Here is a 25,003-nt window from a genome sequence, read left to right on the forward strand (position 1 = left end):
AATTAAAGCAATATTAAAAAGGCTGTCATTCATTGAATGGCAGCCTTTTGCTTTTTTAGATCTAAATTTAAATTAGAATGCTTTTTTACCCATTTGGTAAACATGCTTAACTTGGTTGTCATCAGAAAGCAATGTAATATTTGCTTTGTAACCCACTTTTAGTAAGCCGTATTCGTTATCAATATTGATTGCTTTTGCTGGGTATAACGTAGCCATACGCAATGCTTCTTCACGAGAAAGACCGACATGATCGATAAGATTGTTAAGACCTTGTTCCATCGTTACTGCTGAACCTGCGATAGTGCCATCTTTGTAGTGACATTTACCGTCAGTTACGTAAGCTTGTAAACCAGCCATATCAAACTCAGTCATGTCTGTGCCTGCAGGAGCAACAGCATCCGTTACCATAAATAGTTGCTCACCTAACATTTCGTGTGCAATACGGACTGATGGGTATGAAGCATGGATACCGTCAACGATAATACCCGCATGTGGTTTTTTATCAAAGATGTAACCAACAACACCTGGTTCACGAGAGCCTAGTGGAGTCATTGCATTATAAAGGTGAGTTGCCATAGTTAGGCCTTTCTTCTCTGCAACTTGCTCATAAGTAGCATTCGTATGACCTAGTGATACGGTAATACCTGCATTACGAACAATATCAATTACTTCTTGTGATGTGTTTTCAGGTGCTACTGTTAATACGCAAATTTTATCTGCGTTATCAGCAATATATTTCGCTGTATTCTTATCTAATTCACGAATGAATTCTTCACGGTGTGCGCCTTTCTTTTCTGTACTGATAAAAGGGCCTTCAAGGTGTAAACCTAACACACCTTGCTGTGTACGATTTTCTATTGTTCCAACCATATCAAGCACTTCAATCATTGATTCAGCATCGCTGGTAATGAATGTTGGTAAAAACTGGGTTGTACCACTTTTTAAGTTTGCTTGATTCATCGTCTCAAGTGTTTCTTTACAGATAGCAGTGTTAAGTAATACACCACCACAACCATTTAGTTGTACATCAATAAAGCCAGGAGAGGCGAGTAAGCCTTTTGCATCAAACGTTTCTTGTGGTAATTCACTCTCAGATACCGCAGACATTGGAACAATACGTGAAATAAGATCGTTTTCAATGAAGATGGCTTGGTTCTCTAGAATCGTTTTACCATCGAATACGTTGGTGTTAATAATTGCAAACATCTGATTACTCACTTTAATTCTATAGCCTGACGATTAAATTAACAGGCAAAATGGTGATTTTACTCTATATCGAGTGAGTCTCTATTCAAATGAGAACAACACGCTATACATGATAGATAGAGCACCGAATAATTGGTTTGAAATGAGATTTTATGTACCAAGTTAAATCTTATTTCTCTATAAAAAATAAGATACCTGTTTCAATCATCTCTCGTCAATCTTTTATCCTATTAAATGCTAAAAATTCTATGATAGTTATCTTTTTTAAATTTATATCATACAAAAGTAAAATTTATCCTGTAACTGAATGAGGTTTCTGGTAGAAAACTGAAATTTATATACTTTATAGATAAGAGTGTTGTTACCTATTACTTTTATAGATTTTATAAATGCTTATAGTGCTTATTTTAGTGAATGAATTTATTCTTTTGCACCAAAGCTTTTTGCACTCATTCAGACAATTAGGCAAAATAGCGATTTACTAAAATACGTTACGGTATGAGACATTGGTTATATCGGCCAATATCTTATGCCTAAGCAAAGCTGTATTAGGAGTTAAAATGCAGTGGAATAATTGGTCAATATTATTGTCTGAAGTGCTAGAGCAATTTTCGATAGGGGCGTTCATCATTATTGGTGGGGTAATGCTGTCAGGTAAATTATGCTTTGGACAACATGATCGAGTAATGAAGGTATTACCTTTTATTAGTTGGTTATTGATTGCTTCATTGTTAATACGAGAAGCTAGCTTGATGGCATTCACATCAAGCACTAGTATGACAAACTCTAATACAGTTGTGTTTGTTTTAGTGTTTGTCGCATTAACGTTAATTTATAGCTTGTGTGAAAATCGTCTGATTGGTAAAGATGGATCGCGTAAACTTATTATTGGTGTAATGCTATTGTGGAGTATTGCTTATGTCATTAATATTTTAAGTTTTAGTGCTAACGCTGGTCATGTTGGCTATATGATAATAACAATTTTCAGTATTGGTTTTGGTGGAAGTCTGTTAGCGCATGCAATGTTAGTAAAAGCACAGCATAAAGTTGATCCATTGAATATTGCATTACCGTTATTTGGTACATTAATTAGTGTTATTATCTTTATTGTTGCGTGTTTAGATTTAACCACTCTTGTTGAGCAAACTCAGACAGGTCTTTTATTACCATTTATCTGGCGTATGGTCAGCATGGGATGTTTGATTGCAGCCACAGGATTATGGCTAATGTCATTGTTAACTAAAACTAAACCAGTATTAGCAATATTAGCATGTGCGTGTACTTTAGCTGTTATAGCTAGTTTGACCGTAAATGGTAGTTTTTGATGATGACTAACTTGATAACGTTGCTTTATTGAACAACATTTTAATGATTTGTAACGATATTGTGCTTTACAGTAATGTTGAGAAACGAAACAATCAAAACAAAGAAATAGCGGTTTCTGTGACTTTTACTAAAATTACTATAATACCAACGATAGTTTTAGATAAGTTATAAGGAATAGACGTATTTTTATTGAGATAAATTCAAAGTGACATAATTATGAATAAAGGAAATTATTAGGAATTATGGCTGAAAAGAAAACCAATCCGTTAAATGAAATTATTTTTAACGTTGTTGTTCCGTCAATCATTTTAATGAAGATGAGTGGCGATGATCGTCTAGGTTCAGTTGGGGCATTGTTAGTCGCTTTGGCTTTCCCTGTTGCATTTGGTAGTTATGAGTTATTAAAAAATAAGAAACTCAACTTTATAGCAATACTTGGTATTGTGAGTGTATTACTTACTGGCGGTATCGGTGTTTTACAACTTGACACTCAATGGCTAGCTGTTAAAGAAGCATTGATACCCGGTATTATCGGTGTTGTCGTTCTCGGGTCAACTTTTACTAAATATCCTATCGTTACTAAAATGATATTTAATGAAGGTATTTTAAATTTAGGTCTAATAAAGCAAAAGCTAATGGAATACGATCAGCAGCAAGCGTTTGATCGCTGCTTAGTTCAATCTAATTACTTATTTGCAAGCACCTTCGTTTTTTCTTCCGTTATGAACTATATTTTGGCTACAGTGATAGTAACAAGTCCATCTGGAACTGAAGCATTTAATGAAGAGCTTGGTCGTATGACGCTATTAAGCTATCCCGTTATTGCTATACCATCAATGCTTATGATGATTGGAATATTTTATTTTGTTTGGCGTCAAATTCGTAAAATGACCAAACTTGAAACGGTACAGATTTTTAAAACACAATAAATTATCTCGTTTCAAAATATTTAAGGACCAGTAATGTGAACGACATTGCTGGTTTTTTTGTTTGTAATAATCTTAATTATAAGAAGGTTGATAAAATTAAAGCAGCCTAACAGTGAGTAAGTCATACTGAGGTTAATATTTATTATTGGAGGGTAATATGAAACCATTCTCATTACTCTGTACATTATTTTTAGCCATAGCATGTTCAACTGCTGACGTTGCCGAATTAAATAAAAGGACTAATATTCACCATGGAGAGTATTGTGGTACATATTTAGCGCCTCAAACTAAAGATTATTTTAATGATTTTATTTATTTTCAATTACAGCAAGTCAATGCTCTTAAAGGAAAAATCACCAACGATAATTTGAATGAATTACATAATGCTTTATATCAATTTGAAGCACATTGGTTAGAGTTAAAAGAAGAGCGGTATGACGCTTGTCAGCGTTATGCAAACTGCACAGAATTAGAGCGACAATATAATAGTAAAGCAGTACAGCACCCTCGAGATTGGATTGCATCATCTCAACACTTGATGTGCCAAAAAAGTAGTTTTGAATATGCAATTAGTAGAATCAAAATGGTGGCATTTTATGCTGATGTTGAGCGTTTAGAGCTTATTCGACAAGAGTAACACGTCCCATAGGCCAAGAAAACGTGTAATATTTTGATAAGTAAGAGTTTAATATCTACAGCTTTTGCTTTTTCTTCTTCTTATTTATTAAGAACAAGATTTTCATGGTATTAAATACTATAGTTAATAAAGAGTATTTATACCTGTAATGGGTATTAATAATACATTATGTTAATAATCAATGAAGTAAAGCGAAATGGTTCCCGTAGTGTTTGAGGAGTGCTTATTATTATCTATTGTTAATAACATACAACATTAAGCTAAATGAATATTATGCTTTTGTTTTCATATTCTTAGTGCTGAGTTTATTATTTTTAACTTAGTGAATTATAACCCTCGTGAATAAAAATGTTAGGTCTGACGTGAGTTTTATGCAATATGTTGTGTGAGGCGTAAATTTTAACCGTAAATTGTCACAACTTTATAACTTATTTAAGCTGTAGTTAGTACAATCATGTAAGTTATTGGAGGATTTGAGCCGAGTGATATTCAGATTCCAATGACTTATGAGCTGAAAATTATCAGTTAATTTTGTTTTAATAGATATAAAGGTCAATTATGGAAATTATACTCACCGTAGCGTTTATTGTTGGTGCGTTTTATATAATCATGAAAGAAAAAAAGAAATGTTCGAAATCTGTCGACTACTCTAAAGATAGTTTATAGTGCTAATGTATAAATAATTTTTATACTGATTATCATTGATATGATATGGTAAAAGTACCAAATGGTACTTTTATACTTTCTTGATACATAATAATTATTATATTAAATATACTAATATAATAGCAATCCTTTCTATTTAAAATGTATGTATATTAGTATTGTTGATAAGAATAATATAAGTTAGTATCCGCAATATAATCGGAAGTATTAAAAGTAGAGTAATATTATAAATATAATGAGTGGTTTATATAAAATAAGATCGTGGATTAAAAGTCGATTAATAGCGGATTATACTAGCACTATGACAGTTGTTGCTATATTCATCGTTATATTTATGGCTATTAGTTTTACATCATTATCACCTTATATTGCAAAAAAACAGCTGTCTTCTAAATTAGACACTATGTCTAATGAATTGATTGATAACTACAGTTCAAATATCGGAGAGTATCATTCACTGATAACAGAACTAGTGAATAATATTAATTTTAATTGTGGTAAAAGTGACCAAAAATATATAAAAACAAAAACATATAATAACTATTATATTAGAAACATTGATATAAAGACGAGTGCTGGTATCTATTGTTCAAGTTTTAATGCTAAGCCTAAACATAGTAAACAAGCTATGTTTATTAAAAAACTTCAAGATAACATATCGTTATGGGCTATTAATAATAAAAAAGAGCAATCAATACTTTCATTAGTCTGGGAAGATACAAAAGGCAGTGTATCAATTGATTTTGAACCAATAATATCAAAAATTATCAATAATAAAAATTGTGACGACTGTATATTAACTGTCGTTTCAGTACCTGATAATAGCAAAGATGAGCATTATAAAAATGAAGAAAATCATGTTTTATCACAGCGAGCTTTAAATGTAGAAGTGTTAAAAAATAGTTTGATATTAAAAAATTATGTTGATCCTCATTTGTTATCGCTGATCTCTATGGACTTAAAACCGTTATTATTTATTATTGGAGGGCTAACTGGTTTGGTTATTTTCTTCATTATAAATAGGTCAATAAAGCATAGAATATCATTACATTCACTAATTATAAAAGGAATAAGGCGTAAAGAGTTTATTCCATATTATCAACCAATTATTAATGTTAAAAATAATAAAATGTATGGTTGTGAAGTACTTGTAAGATGGTGGTTTAACAAAAAAGAATTAATATCACCGGATGAATTTATTCCTTATGCTGAAAATAATGGCTTAATTATTCCTATTACTGAAATTTTACTTGAAAAGACATTAGATCAATTAAGTTCACTAGACTGGAACAAAAGTTTAGGGGTGATAAGTATCAACCTTGTTCCTGAACAGTTAGAAGATAAAAAACATATGCGTAAAGCGGTTGATTTAATCATTAAATCATCAATTTCGCCAAAATTAATCGCTTTTGAAATTACAGAAAGAATGTCATTCACTGATCTTGATAAAGCAGCTGCCGTTATTGATTATCTAAAAGCACAAGGTATTAATGTAAAGTTAGATGATGCGGGTACAGGGTATGGAAGTTTTAGTTATATACAACATTTGAAACTACAAAGTTTAAAGATTGATAAAATGTTCGTTGATACTATTGGTATTTATGATCATCGATTATCAGTATTAGATTCAATCATTGCTTTTGGTAAAAAATCAGGTATGGAGATGATAGCTGAAGGTGTTGAAACTAAAGAACAATCTGAATATTTACTAAACAATGGTGTCTATCTACAGCAAGGATTTTATTTTTCAGAGCCATTAAGATTTGAACAGTTTCATGACTATTTTAAACAAGATCAAGCCAATAACTAAAAGCACTTTATCCTTCAAATTTGATAAAGAATAAAGTGCAATAGATTTTAGTCGATTAGTTATTGTTATTATTCCATGTCTCGACTAGGTGTGAAATAGATTGTTGCGCTTGTTTCCATTCTCTGGTTTGCATTAATGCATTAAATTCAGGCGTTGGCTTTTTCAATAATGTGTTAAGAATAGTAACTTGAGTTTGTGGTAATCCATCCAATGCTTGGACTGCACCTTCTCGGTTATTACATAGCATAACCATATCGCAACCTGATTGTTGGGCTGCTACTGCACGTTCACTATAATTACCTAATACATCAGCACCTTTCATATTTAAATCATCAGAAAATACAACACCGTTGAAACCTAAATCTTGACGGAGTACTTGCTTTAGCCAATATTCAGAACCACTGGCTGGGCGTTCATCATAAGTATCAAATACGACGTGTGCAGGCATGATCCCTTGAAGTTTATTGTTACTTATTAAATTGGTGAATACGGTCATATCATGTTGTTTGATATTATCACGAGAATCATAAGGGGTTTCGAGGTGTGAATCAGCGATAACGCCACCATGACCAGGGAAGTGTTTACCTGTAGCTGCCATACCAGCGGTTGTCATACCATCAATAAAAGCAGAGGCATAACGAATAACATCGGACGGACTATCAGAAAAAGCACGATTGCCAATAGCTTTACAGTCAAAGCCTAAATCTAACACTGGCGCAAAGCTGATATCGATATCCATTGCTAGTAATTCAGCGGCCATTAGCCATCCTCCAGTTGTTGCAAGTGCTAAACCATTGTCTGATTCTGCAAATGCACGAGCAGGAGGTAATATAGAAAATTGCTCTCTAAAACGCTGTACTCGTCCACCTTCTTGATCAACGCCAATAATAAGAGGGCGTTTTGCTGTTTTACGAATATCTTTTATCAGTGCTCGAAGTTGATCGCGATTATCGTAGTTGCGAGCAAAGAAAATAACGCCGCCAACAGTAGGGTGTTGAATAATTTCACGTTCTTCTGCATCAAGTTCATAGCTTGAAACATCAAGCATTAAAGGTCCCATGAAGACACTCCAGCAAACAAATAGAACGAACAAATTATCATAGTTTGCTATAACCGCAATTTTTAATCTGGATTTTATTGTGTTTTTTGGTCCTTGATACAGAAAATTAAGCAGTGATATGTATCACTTTAAATAGTAACTGAATGTAAGATTATTTATCTGAATGTGATCTAAATCGTTTCAAGTGCAGCTCTGGTTAATATAGACTACGCACCATTGAAAATTGATGCGGGATCAATGATGTCTTTGCTTATTGCGATTGCTTTAACAACGGGTATTCTTTCTGGAATATGGGGCTGGGTTGCTGTTTCTTTAGGATTACTGAGTTGGGGGGGCTTTTTAGGCTGTACAACATATTTTGCTTTGCAACGAGATGGACTGAAAGGGGTTGGATTAAGTATTGCTACTAACCTAAGTGGTGTTTTTTGGGCTATGGTAATAATTAAGCTTTCCACAATGGTCAATATAGAAATCATTGGTTATGTCATTACCGCTCTTGTTGCATTTATGATGTGTGCCCAAGCAAAAAAACACTGGTTAAGTTTTATTCCCGGTACATTTATTGGCTCATGCGCGACATTTGCTGCTGCGGGTGACTGGAAACTAGTTATTCCATCTCTCATTGTTGGTGTGATCTTTGGTTATTTGATGAAAACAACGGGTATATGGTTACATGCCAAAATATCGCCTAATTATGAGCAAATAAATAACTAAAAATTGAGATAAGTAATAAGTATTGATAACAAAACGCAGAACGCTAGTTCTGCGTTTTTAGTTTAGCGTCAAAATGCTTTAACCAAAAATAGGAACAAAAATACCATTTTGACTGGCACAGTATTTTTTAATACCTGGGCGATGGTTATCTTTAGTTGCTAGTATGCAAACACGGATCCCTTGCTGTATAAGGTTTTCGGTGAGTGCTTGAATATTTTTATGGTCACATTGTTCACGATCAGCGTCTCGTCGACATAAATCAACAAACACATCGGCTACGTCATTATGGTAAAGAACATACTCTGATTGTTGCATTAATCTTAATGCTTTAAGGCTAAGTAATTCAGGATCATGACCTGTTTCAATAAGATAAACACTACCGCCACAATGAGTCTTCTCAGTTAATAATTGCTGGAAAGCAGCCTCTAATTCTTCCGTTGTTCGTGCATTTTCGACGATATTTGATCTGAAAAATTGTTCCCAAAATTTTCGGCGTTCATCTACGGTAGTAAAATGTTGCTTAATACGCTGACGTTGTTTGCCTGAAAATGATGCGAGTAGACTTAGATTTTGTGGTAAGTAGGTTTCTAATCGTTCACGTAAATAACGTACTAATACCGGTGAAGCACCACCGCTAGATATAGCAACTTGAATTGGAGAGCGATCAACCATTGATGGCGTAATAAAATCACAAAATGTCGGGTCATCAACGACATTTGTCCAAATTTTTAATGCATTAGCATCATGATAAATTTGGTGATTAAGTGGTGCTGAATCGGTTGTTGCCCACACTTGATCTGCGCCATTAAGTAGTGATGATTGGTAAGGTTGATCGATATGTGTAATCAGTTGTTGGTGCAATAGCATTTGTAAATGTGGATGCAGTTGTGGCGATACAACAATGACATCAGCGTGTGCTTTTAATAATAAATCAACCTTTCGACAAGCAACGTCACCCCCACCGATAACTAAGATTTTTTTGTTATTTATTTTTAGAAATATAGGAAAGAAGTCCATTTAATAATATCCATATTTAAATATCAATGTAGGTCTATTATTACGTAATAATTATCGATGACAATAATGTATTTTTTATTATTCATAAATAGACAGTTAGATCTACACTTCTATAATAAATTGATTCTTTTTCGAAATAAAGCAATTGCTACAAGCATAATCAAAACTTTAATTGGTATATTTCCAGCAGATTGAGGCTGTGTTGAAACTAATAATAGATTAAGATCTTGGTCTTGAGGGTAATCATCAGCAAGGATAAAAGGATCGTACTTGTAATTAGGTGAATTATAGTGTGTGGCTAAAGAAAAGTGGGGCAGGTTGTCATATTGTTTAATAGTGTCTTCAATCCAAATACGTAATGCTGCTAATTCGGTATATTGTCCATGCAGTTGTTGGTACTGCTGTGTCGGATTATTGAGTCTTTGTTCACACAAAGCGCCGTTACTAACGATGCCAAGTACACGTAACCCAAAGTCACTATTAGCAATATGTTGTTGGTTTTGCCAAATTAAAGGGCCACCAGAGTCGCCACTACAAACGTCTTTTAGAAGGCCATCAATATTTGAATCAGCACAAATAATATGTGATTTGTTAGCTTGTAAGCCATTACAATGTTGATCGGGAACACCTGCTAGCGTGATGAGTTGTAATTGATTCGGGTAATTGATACTCGTGTCACTATTTGATTTCCCCCAGCCAGATGCAATAAGATTTGCTGTTGAGTTTTGATATATTACCCAGTTATTATCAAAAATATTATTAGCTGCTATTTGTTCATTTACTGACGCAATAACAATAGGTTTAGCAACAGTAAATAAAGAGCGATTAACACGGATTAATGCAATATCATTAGCAAATATTCCCTTATTATAATTAGGGTTATCTATAATATGTGCGATAGTGAATTTATATTTTGGATCGAGTTGTTGCGAATTTTGCCGAGGAATTGTTGACGTTCCAGCAATAACATGACGAATATAATTTTTGGTACAGTGGGCGGCGGTAATTAACCAATATTCATCAATAATAACAGCACCACATAAAATAGATGTTACATTTGATGACGTTATTGCTGCTTGCCACGGTAATAATAATGGTGCATAACGCGTGGCAGGATTACTGTTTATTGCTTTTGGTGTAGGTTGTGCTGCAAATACAATGGCATGATGAGCGTTCGTTACTATAAGTAAGACTATAAAAAAATAACGGGTTATGTTTTGTTCTATTCGTAAGCGCATTATTCTTCCTTATCTTACCTTTCCCATTATCTTCAGTGTAGTTAGCGGAAGATTAACTAGTTGATGAAATTGTGACTAAAGTTAAATCAAAAATGAGAATGTTGTTTATTGAGTTAGAATAATTGTTAACTTGATAACGGAAAATGACGTAAATTTTGCTTATTATAAGCAACTATTTTTTGCTTATTGATGGATAAATCGTGTTTAATCAATGTATTGGTTTTGGTGTGGCAGGCAATTTTGCGGGACATTTAGAACAGGCGGGTGAAGCGGCTGATTTTGTAACTGTTGAAGTAAAAGAAGTGATACAACCTAAAGCTATTTTTCCTTTTTATCTTCCTAACATTAGTACAGGGTTATTAGCAACATACCCATTGTCATCAACAAGCATTAGCCCTCCAAATGATGCAGATAATCTTCAAATTGAACCTGAAGTCGCATTGGTTTGTGATGTTATATACACGACTAATGCTGATGATGGCCACAAAACGGTATCAGATTTAATTCCACGTCAGTTCGGTGCTTATAATGATTGTTCAATTCGAAAACCTAATGCGAAAAAAATCAGTGAAAAGAAAAATTGGGGCACAAATAGTAAAGGGATGAGCGAACATCTTATTGCTATCGATAATCTTACTGTTGGCGGTATTTTAGACAGTTATCGTATTGCAAGTTTTCATTGTCGTCATGGCGAAATTCATCGCTATGGTGAAGATAGTGCAGTGATCGATTACAGTTATTTTCATACGAGGTTATTAGACTGGATCATTGAACGAATGAACCACCAACAAGATGTTGGACCTACTGAAAATATTGCTGAGTTGTTAGAGCAAAGTCATTATCCAACTCAAGCGCTGATCAGCATTGGAGCGACACGTTATACTCCATATGGTGAAACCCATTTTCTACAAACTGGTGATACAAGTATTGTGGTTGTCTACGATGGTAATCGCTATGATGCTGAAGAAATCATGCAAATGGCAACCACTCATGATTTAGCTAATGGCGATGGTATGTCAGTATTAATTCAACAAGTTGTTACATTGTAACGTATTATTGTTTTCCATGACGTATCAATAAGGATTTTAATTTATATGGCTGATTTAATTTCAAATACTGCTGCTGTTATAGAAGCAGATCCTTTTAGAATGTCGTGTTTACGTGCCGTACAAAGGTTGGATTTACCTGATTGGTTTATTGCTGCTGGTTTTGTTCGTAATGCTATTTGGGATCATTTACATCATTTACCGATGACACCATTAAATGATGTTGATGTGGTGTATTTTGATCCTGATGATTGTTCATTAACAACGGAAGCGCATTACGCAGTGTTATTGCAACAGCAACTCCCGATGGTTAACTGGGAAGTGAAAAATCAAGCAAGAATGCACTTAAAGCATCAGCATTTACCTTATCGAAATAGTGCAGATGCTATTTCTCGTTGGGTTGAAGTCCCGACGTGTGTTGGTGTGCAGTTAACGGTTGATAACCACTTAATTTTTACGGCTGCATATGGATTAGAGCATAACTGGTCATTACATGTTAGCATCAATCCACATTACTCAAGACCTGCCGTTTATCAACAGCGTATTCGAGACAAAAAGTGGCAGGTATTGTGGCCAAAGTTAATTATTTTAACTGCGGAGTATTCCTAAGGATTTTTTATGCTATCCCCTGCAAATAATATAGTTTCTGCTGCATGGCTTAATCAGCAATTATGTGATGGTTCATTATCTGAATCCATTGTGGTTTTAGATGCCAGTGCATTTATGCCTGACGTGCCTCGTGATCCTCAACAAGAGTTTATTGATGTTCGCATCCCAACGGCACGTTTTTTTGATTTTAACCATCAAATAGCAGCACAGAATACTGATTTACCGCATATGTTACCATCAGCTGAATTATTCACTCAAGAAGTCGCAAAATTAGGCGTGAATAATAACAGTCATGTTGTCATTTACGATAGTCAAGGGATGTTTTCAGCACCTCGCGGATGGTGGATGTTCAAGGCGATGGGATATGATAATGTATCAGTGCTTGATGGGGGATTACCTACTTGGCTAGCAGCTGGGTATACGACGCAAACGGGCATACCTCTATCTAATGTCGTGGGAGATTTCAGTGCTAATTATCGACCTAGTTGGGTTATTGATGCTGATGCATTGTGTCAACGATTGGATGATATGGGTGTTCAAATCATTGATGCGCGCCCAACTGCACGATTTTTAGCAACGGTTAAAGAGCCGCGAGTGGGGCTTCGTAGTGGGCATATGCCAAATGCTAAAAGCTTACCCTTTGGCGAGTTATTGACGGATGGTCATTTTTTACCTGTAGAGCAATTACAGCAGAAATTTGATGCTTTGAGTTCTGCTGACCAACAGCTTATTTTTAGTTGTGGTTCTGGTGTTACCGCTTGCATTTTGGCCTTAGCAGCTCAACTTGCTGGACGTGACAATGTCACTGTTTATGATGGCTCATGGACAGAATGGGGCGCAAATGAGAAGTACCCTGTGGTGAAATAACGACTGTTAGTAGATTTTAATAACGTAGATTTCAACCTTACCGCAGACACTTAGTATTGGCTTTTAGTGATCTTTTTCACTAAAAGCCATATTACCTTTAGATGTTAATAAATTACGCTGGTTCAGCAATATAGCCATTATTGTTAATGATTTTTTTAGCATCATCAGACGCTAAAAATTGAATAAATTGTATGGCATTTTCTGACAGCCCTTGCTTCTTATACATGATTAAAAATGGTCGAGACATTTTATATTCACCTGAACGAATATTACTGATTGTGGGTGTTACTCCGTTATAAGAAAGTGGTTTAATTGAACTATCAACAGAGCCAAAGGAGAGATAGCCAATTGCTTGTTGATTACGTGCGATTAAACTTTTGACCATACCATTAGTGTTTACCACCAATGCATCAGGATTGATGTCAGAAACGGTGAATCCAGCCACATTCTTAGTCAATTGCATAAAGTGTTCAAATGAAGATCGAGAGCCTGATGCATTTTCACGGCTCACAACTGCAATTTTTGCATTATTTCCACCGACTTGTTGCCAATTTTTTGTTATGCCATGATAAATATTATCAACCTGTGAGTGAGTGATATTACTAATTGGGTTGGTGGGGTTGACGACTAATGCAATTCCATCATGTGCGATAGGTGTGATCGTATAATTATCATCAAGTTCATCGGTATTTATAGTACGTGAGCTCATGCCGATTTCGGCAGTACCCGTTTGCAATGCGACGATACCAGCAGATGAACTGATACCTTGTACATTAATTTTGCTATTAGGATATTGCATTGAATAGTGTTCAGCTAAAATATCCATAATATGGCTGACGGATGTTGAACCTGCGATGGTAACGGTAGTGTTAGCTTGAGCGCTAAATGCAAGTGTTGTACAAAGTGCCCAGAGGGTAGTTGCCTTGGTTAGCATTGCTTTGCTCCATTGGTGGATGATAAGCAAATATGTTATTACGTGTATGTGACGATTATATGAAACTCAAACAGTGATTTTATCAACTTAACTCTACTTAAGTTAGGATTCACGTTGTATTAAAAGAAATATTAAAAACGAATAAATTGAGTATGGTAATGATTTGTATAATAAATTTATTAGTCTATATGTGGATTAACGCGAATATACATCAATGCTACCTTAAATCATTATTTTCACATAAACACCGCAATTGTTAAAAGTGCATATAAGATGAATCAGCACACAAATCATGCTATAACGGTAACAAGACAGCAACGTAGAGGTGTGGTTTTAAGTCATTAAACACCCTTTACGGTATACCATGTAGGGTAAGAAAAGAATTCAAGGTTGGATATATGCTTACAGTAGCAACAGCAGCACCCAATAAAGCTATTTTATCAGAACGCATTCAAAAGCTGATCAGTGGGCTTTCTAATGGTGTTTATGAACGTGAAGAAACCATCAAATTATGTCTATTAGCCGCGTTAGCTGGCGAAAGTGTATTCCTATTAGGTCCCCCTGGTATTGCAAAAAGCTTAATTGCAAAAAGATTAATTCAAGCATTTGATGACAGTAAGTTTTTCGATTATTTAATGACACGCTTCTCAACCCCAGAAGAAGTGTTTGGACCATTATCTATTCAAGAATTAAAAGACAATGGTAAATATGTTCGATTAATAGAGGGTTATTTACCTACGGCTCAAGTGGTTTTTCTTGATGAAATCTGGAAAGCAGGACCGGCTATTTTAAACACCTTGCTAACTGTAGTGAATGAAAGAACATTTAAAAACGGTCAAAATATTCTGCCGATACCAATGCGATTGTTAATAACGGCGTCAAATGAATTACCCGATGCTGATAGTGGGTTAGATGCGTTGTATGACCGTATGCTAGTTCGAGTGTTCGTTAATCGAATTCAAGAAAAACGTAATTTCAAATCAATGCTTATGGGGGATGGGGCAACATTAACGGCGATTGATCCGTCATTAACCATCAAAGATGATGAATACCATAGTTGGCAAGCATATATTGAAGATGTGACATTAACTGATCCCCTTTTTGAAAAAATTTATCAGTTAAAATCAATGATAGAAGCGCGTTCTGGAGAAAGTATTGAGCAGGCAACGGAGAGTGAGCTTTATATTTCTGATCGTCGCTGGAAAAAATCAGTACGTTTATTAAAAGCGAGTGCATTTTTTAACGGTCGTGACCATATCAATCCATTGGATTTATTATTGTTGCAAGATTGCTTATGGCATAGCCCTGAATCGCGTAATGTGATTGTGAGTATTATGAAGGAGTTCGCAACTAAATATGCTTTTAATCAACAAGATGCTATTGCTGACGCCAAAGATGCCCATGTTATTATTGATAATATCAACCAAGATATCTGCACCCAATTAGTTGTCACTTTTACTCGTGAAAGTACAATGCGTAAAGAATGGTTTAAATATAATTTTGCCACAGCAACACGATTTAATATCAATAACAATCCACGCATGATTAAGCTTGTTATGCTTCAATCTAATACCTCGGTATCAGAGCAAGAATTGGGGGATAGCCGTTGGGTGTATGTTGATGGAGATGAGTTTGATAAAAAAATTAGAACGGGGAAATGTGATATTTATGGCTTTGTAAATAAAAATACCCATTTATGTCGACTACAGTTTGAGATAGATGCTGAAAATCAATTAGTCATTAAAGACATTGCTAATCGTCCTGTTCTTGTCGGTGTTACTGGTAATAAAGGCTTAACGAGCTCACAGCAGCAACAATGGCAGCAACTGGTAGATCAGGCAATGGCTAAAATTACGGACTCTGAGCATAATGTGATTAAAGCGCGGACGTCATTCCATGGTGCATTACCGCATAATTTCATTAGTCATGATTTTCCAGCGTTAATAGAACAAAGCCTTAATGACTGTGTTGATAAAGTAGCAGAACTGAAATTAACAGCAGAAAAGAGTGCCTTTAGAATTACTCATATGAATGACTATTTTTCAAAACAATGATAGTTAGATAAAAATAGTATTGTTATATGTGGTAAAAAAAACAGTAAAGGATAGATGCTTATGCCAGTATCTGAAGGATTAAATTTTGCTTTGATGCTTGCAGAGTCAGGTATTATTGATTCTGCTGTCCATGAAGTTATGGTTAGACCACAACTTCTTATGGCTGCAGAAGCAAGCCCAGGTGTTAAAACGGCGATGAAAAATCAAATCATGAAGTGGCGTGGCCAGATGATTCGAAAAACAGCCAAAGGTACGGTTGTCGAACAATTCAGTGATGAGATTAATTTATATCAACAAGTCTGCACATGGAATAAAGAGTATTTTTTTGCACACTCAGAGCAAATCGTTAAGCAATTGGAAGGACAATCGGCTTTTTACTTCAAAGCGAAAAGCTTACTTGCAACAGAAAAAAGTAAACATAATCCGATGTTTCAACGTTTTTTTTGTGACAAGTGGTATGACTATTTAGCTCACGCATTGCGAGAAGCACAAGAGTCGGAAGTTGAAGATCAAAAGGATCAGTTATTAAAAGATTTGTATCAACGCATTGAAACCATGAAGAAAATGGCAACAGTGACCGATGCTGGTGATGTCAGTAAAGCTGGACGTTTGTGGGATATGGCACAAGCAAAGCTGACTAAAACTGATGTTGATGTGATGAAGAAAATTGCTGCATTCTTAAAAAAGAATAATGGCCTTCAAGAAATAGCTGAAAAATTAGGTCGTATGGCCAGTGAAGTTGATGATCCTAATAAAGAACGGGTGAAATCAGAACAAATGAAGCTGGTGGAAGAAATAAGTGACAATGTCACCGATGATATTGTTGGCATCCATGAAAGTGATGACTTGACCAAGCTATTACCGAATGAAGCGATGTTTTTAGCTTACCCTGAGCTTGAAGTGATTTTTTATAAGCACTTAGCGGATAAACGGTTAATGAATTATCGCATGCAGGGGACTCAACGTAAGCTGCGAAAAGTAAAAGCTTTTAAACGACAAACCAAGCAGGTTGATCAACCTAAAGGTCCTTTTATTGTTTGCATTGATGCATCAGGTTCGATGTCAGGTTATCCAGAAAACTGCGCTAAAGCATTGGCTTATGGTTTGATGCAAATAGCACTTGTTGAAGAGCGTGATTGCTTTGTCATTATGTTTTCAACACAACAGATCACTTACGAACTGACAAAACAAGATGGTTTACATGAAGTAGTGAACTTTTTATCGTATTCCTTTCATGGTGGTACAGATTTAGGACCAGTACTTGATCAATCAATTGATCTGATGGCGGCGGGTAAATATAAAAACGCTGATTTAGTCGTATTATCTGACTTTATTGCACCAAGCCAACCTGAAGTAATGCAATCGCGAGTTCAGAAGTTAAAGCAGCAGAAAAACCGTTTTCATGCTGTGAATTTATCGAAATATGGCAATCCTGAGTTATTAGAATTGTTTGATCATTGTTGGTCTTATCATCCATCAACATTAAGCCAACTTGGACGCTTATTGAAACGGCGTTAAGTGTGTTTCTAATTTGTTATAGATAAAACAAGGAGTACATTAGTACTCCTTTTTGTTGTTACTGTTTAAATAACTATATGTCGTATTATTTGATCTTAAAATATTCGATCAACGTTTTTTTCCATTGATTACTTTTTCTAAATTGTAGTAGCTCTCGATTAATTTCTTCATCATAAGGGCTATTTTCACCGAGTACGATGCCGTAATTTTGTTTCTCAAATTGGTATGGAAGTACTTGTAATTGTTCAAATACGCCTTGGCTTTGTGCTTTTTTTATTTGGTACCTCAAAATAGCATCATCATAAACAATGGCATTTACTTCACCGCTATTTAGCGCGCTTAACATTTCAGACACGGTTGGATAGGTTTTGTGAATAATACTATGGTTAGTTAAGAATTCTGATGAGGTAGATGACTGTTTTGCACCGGTGAGAACATTATCTAAATCATTTGGGCCTTTAATATCATTATTGATTAAACCTAACGTAAATGAACTTGCGAGCACGGCTGTAATACTCGCAATAAATAAGGTAGTAAAAACGGCTAGTAATACAGTGACAACTCGTCCGGTTAATGTTTTAAATTCGTAATAATTGAATGGGCCTTTAGTGATAAATAATAGTCCTAGGATAAATCCTTCAACTAACCGTGCTGAGCGTGACTGCATTGAGTAAAGTTTGTCATTTACACGGTGTTCAAGTAAATAATAGATACCACCTACGGTTGAAGCGGCAATCGCAACAATGGCTAATATTTGTAATAGTTTTTTATTAAAAATGATACCAGTGAATGTTTCCCAGTGGCTTTTTTGTTTTACAGCGATGGCAAGATTAGTTTCATAAAAAGAGTGAGAGAAATCCAATAACTCTTCACGCTCTGGTGTAATAGAGATACAAGATAAACCGACATCGAGTTTGCCACTGGCAACGGCTTCTAATAATTCCTTGAGTGGTAGCTCTTTAACACGGTATTTTAAATTAAGATTGGTTGCTATATTGTCCCATAATAAAAACGTTAGCCCTTGATAATCATCGGGTTTATCAATCATAACAAAAGGTGGACAAGAATAAGTACCCACGAGTAATGTTTTATCATTAATTGATTCTTCAGCTTGTATTTTTGGTGAGTATAATAGTGTCAAAACACCCATGGCTGAGATGAATAATAAGGCATGCAAATATGAAAAATATAGCTGAGATGATGGAGTAGTTATTGTCATAGCATCATTCCTAGCAAACAGATGATTGTTAAGTATACATATTTAATAATAGTTATAATCTGAGTTATTGTTAATTTGAATTAATGGGTTGTATTTGTTATCAATAGGTTAGTGGTAATGTTAATCCTATTAATAACAAAAGGTGTTGTATATATGTTTGTGTTTTTTTTGTGCATTTGATCATTAATATACTAAGGCTATTGAGCTTTAACATGTACAATGCACCGCTTAATTGTATTTGATTCCTGCGAGTAGCAAAGATGAACCAAAAGAAAGCCTCACAGCCTAAACAAGGCCTACATCCACGTAACCCACACCGTGCGCGTTATGACTTTGCGACATTAACTCAAGCAACGCCTGAGTTAGCGCAATATGTTAGTGAAAATGCTTATGGCGATCTTTCCGTAAATTTCTCTGACCCACTCGCAGTAAAAACATTGAATAAAGCGTTATTAAAGCATTTTTATCATGTGGACTACTGGGATATTCCTGCTGGCTTTTTGTGCCCACCTATCCCTGGTCGTGCTGATTATATTCATTACATTGCCGATTTATTGGCACAATCTAATGGTGGTGCCGTACCACAAGGTAAAGGTGTTCGCGGTTTAGATATCGGTATCGGCGCAAACTGTGTTTATCCTATTATTGGCCATCGTGTTTATGGCTGGCAGTTTGTTGGTTCTGAGATTGATAAGTTAGCCGTTAAGTCAGCTAAATTTATTGCGGCCAATAATAAGAGCTTAAAGGGCGCTATTCAGATCCGTCTTCAAGATAATGTTGATAATATCTTTACTGATATGATCAACGATGAAGAAGTGTTTGATTTTACAATGTGTAATCCACCGTTCCACGGTTCAGAAGCTGAAGCGATGGCTGGATCTGAGCGCAAAGTACGTAACCTTGCGGCTAACTCAAATAAAAAGCGTCAAGCCCATGGTCGTAGTAATAAGCTTTCGGCATTTAATGCGAAATCTGAGTCAGCGGCGCCAGTGCTTAACTTTGGTGGTCAAAAGGCTGAATTGTGGTGCACAGGTGGTGAAGTAGGTTTCATTAAAAAGATGATCAACCAAAGTGCAACTAAAGCAACACAATGTTTTTGGTTTACAACTCTTGTTTCTAAGAAAGAAAACCTTGGTGTTATCTATAAGCAGCTTGAAAAAGTCAGCGCATTCCAAGTGAAAACCATTGAAATGTCACAAGGTCAGAAAATCTCGCGTGTTGTTGCATGGACGTTCTTAAATGAAGAACAACAAGCTGAATGGCAAGCAGAACGCTGGGCATAATATTTCAGTAATACATTATCGTATTGATAATAAGCGACCTTAGAGGTCGCTTTTTTATGCCTAAACAAAAATAATGATAAAAAATGCATAGAACGGTTTAATTTGGTTATTATTTAAGCAGGGATTTTAGGGTTTTGATTTGGAGAGAGTAGATAGTCGTGAAAAATGGACCGCATAAGAACTGGCATCCCGTTATTATATGGCTTCATTGGCTCGTTGCATCAACCGTAATAGGGTTATTTGCTCTTGGCTGGTGGATGGTCGAATTAAATTATTATCATGCTTGGTATAAAACAGCACCAGACACGCATAAGAGTATTGGTTTGATCTTACTATTTTTTGTAGGGATTAGGCTGATATTTAGAATGTTAACGGCTTCACCTGTGGCTATTTCAATCCATGCAAAATGGGAGAAATGGCTTGCAAAAAAAACACATTGGGCACTGTATGGTGTGTTAATAATAGTGATGCTTAGTGGATATCTAATTTCAACCGCAGATGGGCGTGCTATTAGTGTTTTCGGCTTATTTGATATGCCTGCAACGTTAACAAACATTAAAAATCAAGAAGATATCGCTGGTACTATTCATTGGTATGGTGCTTGTACACTGATCGGTTTAACACTATTGCATGCTATTGGTGCGATAAAACATCACTTTTTAGATAAAGATGACACATTAAAGCGCATGCTAGGTAAAGCTTAACAATAATGGATTTATTTAATTAGACATATCACAACATAAATGGAGATTATGATGAAAAAATGCCTTTTAACCACTTTGATTTCTGCAACATTATTGGCTGCGGCATGTGTATCTTCTGTCGCTTTAGCTGACGATTATAAAATTGATACTTCTGGCTCTCACGCTTCTATTCAATTTAGAATCCAGCACCTAGGATACAGCTGGCTAGTGGGGCGCTTTAATACATTTGATGGGCAGTTTAGTTATGATGAAAATCAACCTGAAGCATCAAAAGTGACAGTTAATATTGAAACAGCAAGTGTAGATTCAAACCATGCAGAACGAGATAAGCATCTACGTAGTAAAGATTTTTTAAATGTTGATAAGTTTCCTAAAGCGAGTTTTGTTAGCCGTTCCTTTAAAGACCTCGGTAATGGTAAAGCTACTATGATAGGAGATTTAACCTTAAATGGAGTAACAAAACCTGTCACGATTAATGTTGAAAATATTGGTGCAGGTAATGATCCATGGGGCGGCTATCGCCGTGGTTTTGTCGGTACTACAATGATTGCATTGAAAGATTATGATATTGAAACAGATTTAGGCCCAGCATCGACAATGGTTGAGTTAGAGCTTAATGTTGAAGGCATTCGTCTTTAATTAATAAGCAAATCAATAAAATATTATGAAAGCGACCTAATGGTCGTTTTTTAATGGCTGTAATTTAGGGCTAATGTTTACTAATAACTTTGTCATTTAGTTGTACAGAAAAAAAAGTTGTACAACCAATTCATTTTGGCTACATTTATTGTACAACTTTTAACATTTGTACAACTCGTTTGTGCTGATTTGGAGGCAATATGGGAATTCCTGTTGGTATTAGTGCTTGTGTATTGGGTCAAAAAGTACGTTTTGATGGTGGGCATAAGCGAAACCGTTTTGCTGACGAAGAATTGAGTGAATATTTTGATTTTAAACCCGTGTGTCCAGAAGTTGGCATTGGAATGACGGTTCCACGACCTACTATTCGTTTACAAGATAATGGTGATCGTATTGCTTTGGTTGGCACTAAAGATCACACCCTTGATTATACCGATGAAATGGTTACTTTTGCAGACAATCAAATTCCCAGTTTCAAAGATTTACGCGGTTATATTGTTTGCGCTAAATCACCAACCTGTGGCATGGAGCGAGTGAAATTATATCTAGATAACGGTAATTCGATTCCAGGAGGAGCCGTCGGTATTTTTACACAACGCTTAATGGATAAAATGCCGTGGCTGCCGATTGAAGAAGATGGTCGTTTACAAGATCCGGTATTACGTGAAAATTTTATCTTTCGTATTTACGCTCTTGATGATTTATACCGCTCTGTTGCTGGCGGGATAACACGCGATAGTATTATCAAGTTTCATTCTCGCTATAAATTGTGCTTAATGGCGCATGATCCACAAGCCTACCGTACATTAGGCCCTTTTGTTTCTGATATTCATAAATGGGATGACTTAAGTGCTTTCTTTATTGAATACCGCCAACGTTTAATGGATGCATTAAAAAATAGAGCTAGCCGTAAAAATAACACCAATGTATTAATGCATATTCAGGGGTATTTTAAGCGTGATCTAGATAAACCTCAAAAAGCCGAATTGCGCGATGTCATCATGCGTTATCGAGAAGGGCTTTTGCCTTTAATTGCACCGTTAACTCTGATTAATCATTACCTAACGGTTTATCCTGATAATTATCTCGCTGATCAAGCATATTTAGATCTTTACCCTGAAAGTTTGAAGTTACGTTATGCATTGTAAAATTAGTTGGTATTAGTGATAGCTGTAATTATTTTTAAGAGGTTTTATGGGTGATCTTACTGAAGATACTAAATTATTTACAATCAGTGAGGTTTCTGATGTTACAGGGGTTAATGCTGTAACATTACGAGCATGGCAACGTCGTTATGGTCTTTTGGTTCCTCAACGTACCTCTCAAGGCCACCGTTTATATACCGAAGGCGACATAAGCAAAATTACATTGATCCTGAACTGGCTTGCAAAAGGGGTTTCTATTGGAAAAGTGAAACCCTTGTTAGCTGGCGATGTGGATCCAAGGTTAGAGCAACAGCAAGCATTAGATATAACTGACGATATTATTGCTGCAGTACAAGCATTAAATGGGTTTAAATTAGAACGTTTAATTAATGAAGCGTTAAAAATTTATCCCTATGAGGTGATTCAGCAGCGCTTATTACCCGAGGTGAGTGCTGTTATTGAACATCAAGCTAACCCCTTATATTCAGTACAAAAAAGTTTGTGGGTATCTGTTTTAACTATCTGTTTTATTAATGTTATTTCCAAAATAAACAATGAAAAGAAACTGACGTGTTTATTGATTAGTTTTGATAAATGCAATAGTCATAAGATTTGGCAGCAAGGACTAGCATGGTGCTATAAAGGTGACGGCGTCACTATTATGCCAAACTTATCAGGACGATTAACGGGTCTCTCTGCGTGTATACGTGAACGTAATATCGTTAATCTTGTGGTCGTGGGCGAGACTAAACTGAGCCGACGTCAACTGGCTGATATTGACATGGTGCAGCAAGAAACTGGCGTGAAGCTGTATTTTGTTGGCAGCATAAAAATAATTCACGGACTGTAATAACACATGATGGCATAGGGATAATAGAATGAATACTGAGCCTCAATTATCAACCACAACAGATCATGCATTAGTGTGGCTACGGGCTGATTTACGTGTTACTGATAATACTGCTTTAAATCAGGCTATAGCATCAGGCTTACCGATTATAGCTATCTATATCGCAACGCCTATGCAGTGGTATCAGCATTATACTTCAGGACGGCAAATTGATTTAATTGAGCGCCGATTGCAAGTTGTTAAGCAACAGTTTAATGATATCAATATTCCATTATTCATCCTTGAAGGGGATGACTTTTCTGCGGCAACTGACATTATTCTTAATTTGTGTCAGCAATACCAAATTAATGCAGTGTATTGTAATCGCCAATATGGTTGGAATGAAAAACAACGAGATCGTGCGGTAGAGCAGGCTTTGCTGGCACAAGATAAGTTGTGGTATTGCAGTGATGATTTTTGCGTCTTGCCTCCTGGTAGCGTGGTCACCAAACAGCAACAGATGTATAAAGTGTTTACGCCATACAGAAATGCATGGTTAGCGCAATTTTTAACACATGATTATCAACCTATTACAAATAGTGACGTGGTAACGCCAAGTTCGCTATGTACTGAACTGCTGACGGGCAATCTTGCAGCGAGTGGTCATATTCAAACTTTTAACTACCCCAAACAAGACAGCGTATTGTGGCCTGTAGATGAAGGGGCTATTCAACAACGATTACAGATGTTTTGTGAAACTAAAGCTGAATATTACCAGCAACAACGTGACTTTCCTGCTGTTGATGGTACCAGTTGTTTATCACCTTATTTGGCCATTGGTGCTTTATCTGCTCGTCAATGCTTATCTGCTTTAGTTCACACCATACCGCAATGCGTTGAAATAAATAAAGATAACGGTGCTTTTGTTTGGTTAAGTGAGGTGGTGTGGCGTGAGTTTTATAACCATTTGTTAGACAGTTATGATCGTTTAAGTAAAAACCAACCTTTTCAATTGTACACTGATAATGTGCAGTGGTTAGAAAATCGGGAACATGTCTCTGCTTGGCAACAAGGACGTACAGGTTTTCCAATTGTTGATGCTGCAATGCGGCAATTAGCAACAACCGGGTGGATGCACAATCGTTTACGGATGATCACCGCAAGTTTTTTAACCAAAGATCTACTGTGTGATTGGCGTATTGGTGAGCAGTGGTTTATGCAGCAATTGATTGATGGTGAATTAGCCTCAAATAATGGTGGTTGGCAATGGGCAGCATCAACGGGAACGGATGCTCAACCGTATTTTCGAGTCTTTAATCCCACCATGCAAAGTGAACGGTTTGATCCCAAAGGGGATTTTATTCGTCAATGGATTCCTGAACTTAAGTCTGTTCCTGATAAATATATTCATGCACCTTCATTATGGTCTGGTTTTCATGGTATCGATTATCCGCAGCCGATTGTTGATCATAAACAAATGCGGTTATTAGCGATTGAACATTATAAACAAGCTAAAACTGACTATGATAACCAACACGAGGCATAACTAGGTA

Annotated in this window: 22 protein-coding genes; 16 read left to right on the forward strand and 6 right to left on the reverse strand. The window is 35.8% G+C overall.

All coding sequences use genetic code 11. The features are described 5' to 3' along the window. Positions 1–72: 72 nt before the first annotated feature. Complete coding sequence (gene nagA / locus VXS03_RS09045; RefSeq protein ID WP_327763336.1) at positions 73–1,206, reverse strand: N-acetylglucosamine-6-phosphate deacetylase; 1,134 nt, start codon at positions 1,204–1,206, stop codon at positions 73–75. Between the two features lie 560 nt (positions 1,207–1,766). Between nagA and VXS03_RS09050 the strand changes: the two genes are divergently transcribed. The 4 genes from VXS03_RS09050 to VXS03_RS09065 all read left to right on the forward strand — a co-directional run bounded on the left by VXS03_RS09050 (position 1,767) and on the right by VXS03_RS09065 (position 6,574). Next, the gene (locus VXS03_RS09050; protein ID WP_327763337.1) at positions 1,767–2,531 is read left to right on the forward strand and encodes a hypothetical protein; all 765 of its coding nucleotides are present in this window, start codon (positions 1,767–1,769) and stop codon (positions 2,529–2,531) included. Positions 2,532–2,774: 243 nt separating this feature from the next. After that, positions 2,775–3,461, forward strand: coding sequence for a VC0807 family protein (locus tag VXS03_RS09055; RefSeq protein WP_327763338.1), 687 nt, complete (start codon positions 2,775–2,777; stop codon positions 3,459–3,461). A gap of 157 nt (positions 3,462–3,618) precedes the next feature. Continuing rightward, positions 3,619–4,098: a hypothetical protein gene (locus tag VXS03_RS09060; protein WP_327763339.1), complete on the forward strand. Its 480-nt coding sequence runs from the start codon at positions 3,619–3,621 to the stop codon at positions 4,096–4,098. A gap of 967 nt (positions 4,099–5,065) precedes the next feature. Further along, positions 5,066–6,574 carry an EAL domain-containing protein gene (locus VXS03_RS09065; protein WP_327763340.1) on the forward strand — a complete coding sequence of 503 codons (1,509 nt, stop codon included), beginning with the start codon at positions 5,066–5,068 and terminating at the stop codon, positions 6,572–6,574. A 55-nt stretch (positions 6,575–6,629) separates the two neighbouring features. Here the strand turns inward: VXS03_RS09065 and nagZ are convergent, their stop codons facing one another. Next, a complete protein-coding gene (gene nagZ, locus VXS03_RS09070) occupies positions 6,630–7,634 on the reverse strand; it encodes a beta-N-acetylhexosaminidase (protein ID WP_327763341.1) in 1,005 nt (334 codons plus the stop codon). Positions 7,635–7,874: 240 nt separating this feature from the next. Here nagZ and VXS03_RS09075 point away from each other — a divergent pair, with 240 nt between their 5' ends. After that, entirely contained in the window at positions 7,875–8,348 is a 474-nt protein-coding gene (locus VXS03_RS09075) for a DUF1097 domain-containing protein (RefSeq protein ID WP_327763427.1), read from the forward strand. A 78-nt stretch (positions 8,349–8,426) separates the two neighbouring features. On the opposite strand, the gene VXS03_RS09080 is transcribed toward VXS03_RS09075, so the two are convergent. Together VXS03_RS09080 and VXS03_RS09085 are read right to left on the reverse strand one after the other, a co-directional pair. Then, on the reverse strand, positions 8,427–9,365 hold the full coding sequence (locus tag VXS03_RS09080) for a precorrin-2 dehydrogenase/sirohydrochlorin ferrochelatase family protein (RefSeq protein ID WP_327763342.1): 939 nt from the start codon (positions 9,363–9,365) through the stop codon (positions 8,427–8,429). Between the two features lie 110 nt (positions 9,366–9,475). Then, positions 9,476–10,603, reverse strand: coding sequence for a S1 family serine peptidase (locus VXS03_RS09085; RefSeq protein WP_327763343.1), 1,128 nt, complete (start codon positions 10,601–10,603; stop codon positions 9,476–9,478). 200 nt (positions 10,604–10,803) lie between these two features. On the opposite strand from VXS03_RS09085, the gene VXS03_RS09090 reads away from it, so the two are divergent. From VXS03_RS09090 to VXS03_RS09100, 3 genes are read left to right on the forward strand one after another with little or no spacing between them, the layout of a single operon-like run. Further along, positions 10,804–11,652: a DUF5718 family protein gene (locus tag VXS03_RS09090; protein ID WP_327763345.1), complete on the forward strand. Its 849-nt coding sequence runs from the start codon at positions 10,804–10,806 to the stop codon at positions 11,650–11,652. Positions 11,653–11,697: 45 nt separating this feature from the next. Then, a complete protein-coding gene (locus VXS03_RS09095; RefSeq protein WP_327763346.1) occupies positions 11,698–12,258 on the forward strand; it encodes a nucleotidyltransferase family protein in 561 nt (186 codons plus the stop codon). A gap of 9 nt (positions 12,259–12,267) precedes the next feature. Beyond that, the gene (locus VXS03_RS09100; protein ID WP_327763347.1) at positions 12,268–13,125 is read left to right on the forward strand and encodes a sulfurtransferase; all 858 of its coding nucleotides are present in this window, start codon (positions 12,268–12,270) and stop codon (positions 13,123–13,125) included. 112 nt (positions 13,126–13,237) lie between these two features. Here VXS03_RS09100 and VXS03_RS09105 read toward each other — a convergent pair whose 3' ends face one another. Beyond that, on the reverse strand, positions 13,238–14,059 hold the full coding sequence (locus VXS03_RS09105) for a phosphate ABC transporter substrate-binding protein (RefSeq protein WP_327763348.1): 822 nt from the start codon (positions 14,057–14,059) through the stop codon (positions 13,238–13,240). Positions 14,060–14,457: 398 nt separating this feature from the next. Between VXS03_RS09105 and VXS03_RS09110 the strand changes: the two genes are divergently transcribed. Further along, positions 14,458–16,113, forward strand: a complete 1,656-nt coding sequence (locus VXS03_RS09110; RefSeq protein WP_327763349.1) for an ATPase RavA domain-containing protein — start codon at positions 14,458–14,460, stop codon at positions 16,111–16,113. A 60-nt stretch (positions 16,114–16,173) separates the two neighbouring features. Further along, entirely contained in the window at positions 16,174–17,631 is a 1,458-nt protein-coding gene (gene viaA, locus VXS03_RS09115; RefSeq protein WP_327763350.1) for an ATPase RavA stimulator ViaA, read from the forward strand. Positions 17,632–17,716: 85 nt separating this feature from the next. Here the strand turns inward: viaA and VXS03_RS09120 are convergent, their stop codons facing one another. Further along, the gene (locus tag VXS03_RS09120) at positions 17,717–18,850 is read right to left on the reverse strand and encodes a transporter substrate-binding domain-containing protein (protein WP_327763351.1); all 1,134 of its coding nucleotides are present in this window, start codon (positions 18,848–18,850) and stop codon (positions 17,717–17,719) included. Between the two features lie 260 nt (positions 18,851–19,110). Between VXS03_RS09120 and rlmF the strand changes: the two genes are divergently transcribed. The 6 genes from rlmF to phrB all read left to right on the forward strand — a co-directional run bounded on the left by rlmF (position 19,111) and on the right by phrB (position 24,996). Continuing rightward, positions 19,111–20,133, forward strand: coding sequence for a 23S rRNA (adenine(1618)-N(6))-methyltransferase RlmF (gene rlmF / locus VXS03_RS09125; RefSeq protein WP_327763353.1), 1,023 nt, complete (start codon positions 19,111–19,113; stop codon positions 20,131–20,133). A 158-nt stretch (positions 20,134–20,291) separates the two neighbouring features. After that, positions 20,292–20,837: a cytochrome b gene (locus VXS03_RS09130; protein WP_327763355.1), complete on the forward strand. Its 546-nt coding sequence runs from the start codon at positions 20,292–20,294 to the stop codon at positions 20,835–20,837. 51 nt (positions 20,838–20,888) lie between these two features. Then, positions 20,889–21,476, forward strand: a complete 588-nt coding sequence (locus VXS03_RS09135) for a YceI family protein (RefSeq protein WP_327763356.1) — start codon at positions 20,889–20,891, stop codon at positions 21,474–21,476. A gap of 200 nt (positions 21,477–21,676) precedes the next feature. Continuing rightward, complete coding sequence (locus tag VXS03_RS09140; protein ID WP_327763357.1) at positions 21,677–22,624, forward strand: YbgA family protein; 948 nt, start codon at positions 21,677–21,679, stop codon at positions 22,622–22,624. Between the two features lie 46 nt (positions 22,625–22,670). Continuing rightward, entirely contained in the window at positions 22,671–23,471 is an 801-nt protein-coding gene (locus tag VXS03_RS09145) for a MerR family transcriptional regulator (protein WP_327763358.1), read from the forward strand. Positions 23,472–23,499: 28 nt separating this feature from the next. Then, the gene (gene phrB, locus VXS03_RS09150) at positions 23,500–24,996 is read left to right on the forward strand and encodes a deoxyribodipyrimidine photo-lyase (RefSeq protein ID WP_327763359.1); all 1,497 of its coding nucleotides are present in this window, start codon (positions 23,500–23,502) and stop codon (positions 24,994–24,996) included. Positions 24,997–25,003: the final 7 nt, after the last annotated feature.

The sequence above is a fragment of the Photobacterium sp. S4TG1 genome, assembly GCF_036040035.1.
Classification (GTDB): Bacteria; Pseudomonadota; Gammaproteobacteria; order Enterobacterales; family Vibrionaceae; genus Photobacterium.